The organism is Nonomuraea turkmeniaca (assembly GCF_005889735.1).
Taxonomy (GTDB): Bacteria; Actinomycetota; Actinomycetes; order Streptosporangiales; family Streptosporangiaceae; genus Nonomuraea; species Nonomuraea turkmeniaca.
The window spans coordinates 1-1,909 of the sequence record NZ_VCKY01000512.1 but is presented as its reverse complement, the minus strand read 5'-3'; the positions used below and the strand labels follow the sequence as shown (position 1 = coordinate 1,909).

The window sequence follows — 1,909 nt, the reverse complement described above, 5'->3', positions numbered from 1 at the left end:
GGAACAGGTTGATCTCGCCGACCTCGATGTCGGAGGTCTCTTCCACATACATCAGCGGCTTGAGCACCATGAACAGGGTGTCGTCGTAGCGTTCGAGCTTGGGCCGCTGATGGGTGTGGGCGGCTCGGCCGTGGGCGTGGCGGGCTCGGCGGTCACCGGCGGCGGCGACGTGGCCGGCGGGAGCGCGGTGCCGCTCTCGAGTTCGGGAGGGCCGCCCAGGATGACGAACGCCGACACCACCGCCGCCGCGGTCGCCAGCACCAGCCCGCCGGTCACCGCGAACTTGGTCACGGGCGTGAGTCCGCTGTGGAACATGCTCGTGGTGGCGTCGGGCGCGGCCGGCTGCGCCTTGGGCAGCAGCGCGACGAGCGGCACGGCCAGGATCCCGAGCCCCGTCCGCCCCCGCGACTCCCACTCCTCGCCGTACGCGGCCAGCGCGACGCCCTCCAACTCGGTCAGGAACGCGTCAGCCGACTCCGGCCGCGCGGCCGGGTCCTTGGCCAGGCCGTGCTCCACCAGCGGGCGCAGCGGCTCCTCGACGTCCTCCAGCGGGGGCGGGGCGTGCTGGTGCTGGTAGGCGAGCGCGGCGACGTTCTCGCCGTGGAAGGCCCGGTGCCCGGTCAGGCACTCGAAGAACACCAGCGTCGCGGCGTACACGTCGGTGGCGGGGCTGGCCGGGGCGTCGTCCCACTGCTCCGGCGCCATGTACGTCGGCGTGCCGACCAGCGCGGCCTGCTCACCGAAGCGGGCCGCCACGCCGAAGTCGACCAGCTTGCTGTCGCCCTCCTGGGTGATGAGCACGTTCTCGGGCTTGAAGTCGCGGTGCACCACGCCGCGCCGATGGGCCTCGGCCAGCCCGAGCAGCGCCCCCTTCAGCACCACCAGCGCGGCCTCGGCGCCCGTCCTGCCCTCGTGCTCCAGCAGCCGCCGCAGCGTGACGCCGTCGACGAGCTCCATCACGATGACGGCGTCGTCAGAGGACTCGACGTAGTCCAGCACGCGGGCGGTGTGCGGGCTGTCGATCTCCCGGATGAGGTCGGCCTCGGCCCTGAACCTCTCGACGAACTCCTCGTCGTGGAGCAGTGGCTCCGATAAGTGCTTGATCGCGACCGGGAGGCCGTCGGTCTCGCGTACGGCCAGCATCACCCGGCCCGTCCCACCGTGGCCGAGTTCCCGGATCTCGGTGTAGCCGGGAACGTCCATGGGGGAAGACCTCCTGACCGGACAAAGATCCTTATGTCAGGAAGCTAACCTGAGGTCACACGCCGTGTCGAGCCCTTTCACCAGAGTGACTGCCGCTCTGCCGCAATCGGTATCGTTACTACTACGCATAGTAGTGATCAGGCCGCGGGGCGGGCCGGCCGGGCGGTCAGGTACGCGCGGACATTGCGGGCGGCCTCGCGGCCCGCGCGGTTGGCGCCGATGGTGCTGGCTGACGGCCCGTACCCGACGAGCTGGAGCGCGGGCTCCCTGACGACCTGGGTGCCGTCCACCTTGATGCCGCCGCCCGGCTCTCTGAGCCGCAGGGGTGCGAGGTGGTCGAGTGCGGAGCGGAAGCCGGTGGCCCAGATGATCGTGTCCGCCCGCTGGCGCCGCCCGTCGGCCCAGGCGACGCCGTCCGCGGTGATGCGCTGGAACATCGGGAGCCGGTCCAGCGCGCCCTTCGCCAGCGCCTCGCTGACGACGGGCGTGTAGCCGAGGCCGGTGATGCCGACCACGCTGCCCGGTGGGAGGCCGGCGCGTACCCGCTCCTCGACCAGCGCGACGGCGGCGCGCCTGGCGTCCTCGCCGAAGTCGTCGTCGCGGAAGACGGGCGGGCGCCGCGTCACCCATGTCGTCGCGGCGGCGATCCCGGCGATCTCCGACAGCACGTGCATCGCGGACGCGCCCCCGCCGACCACGACCACCC

At 72.1% G+C, this 1,909-nt stretch carries 1 protein-coding gene and 1 pseudogene; both read right to left on the bottom strand.

Annotated elements, in window-relative coordinates:
• Positions 1-51: 51 nt before the first annotated feature.
• A complete protein-coding gene (locus ETD86_RS60480) occupies positions 52-1,203 on the bottom strand; it encodes a serine/threonine-protein kinase (RefSeq protein WP_138674359.1) in 1,152 nt (383 codons plus the stop codon).
• A 137-nt stretch (positions 1,204-1,340) separates the two neighbouring features.
• Positions 1,341-1,909, bottom strand: a pseudogene (locus ETD86_RS54160) (pyridine nucleotide-disulfide oxidoreductase); the annotation flags it as partial.

Coding starts and splice junctions, on each gene's coding strand:
- ETD86_RS60480 (WP_138674359.1), bottom strand. CDS start 1,203: ATGGACGTTCCCGGCTACACCGAGATCCGGGAACTCGGCCACGGTGGG.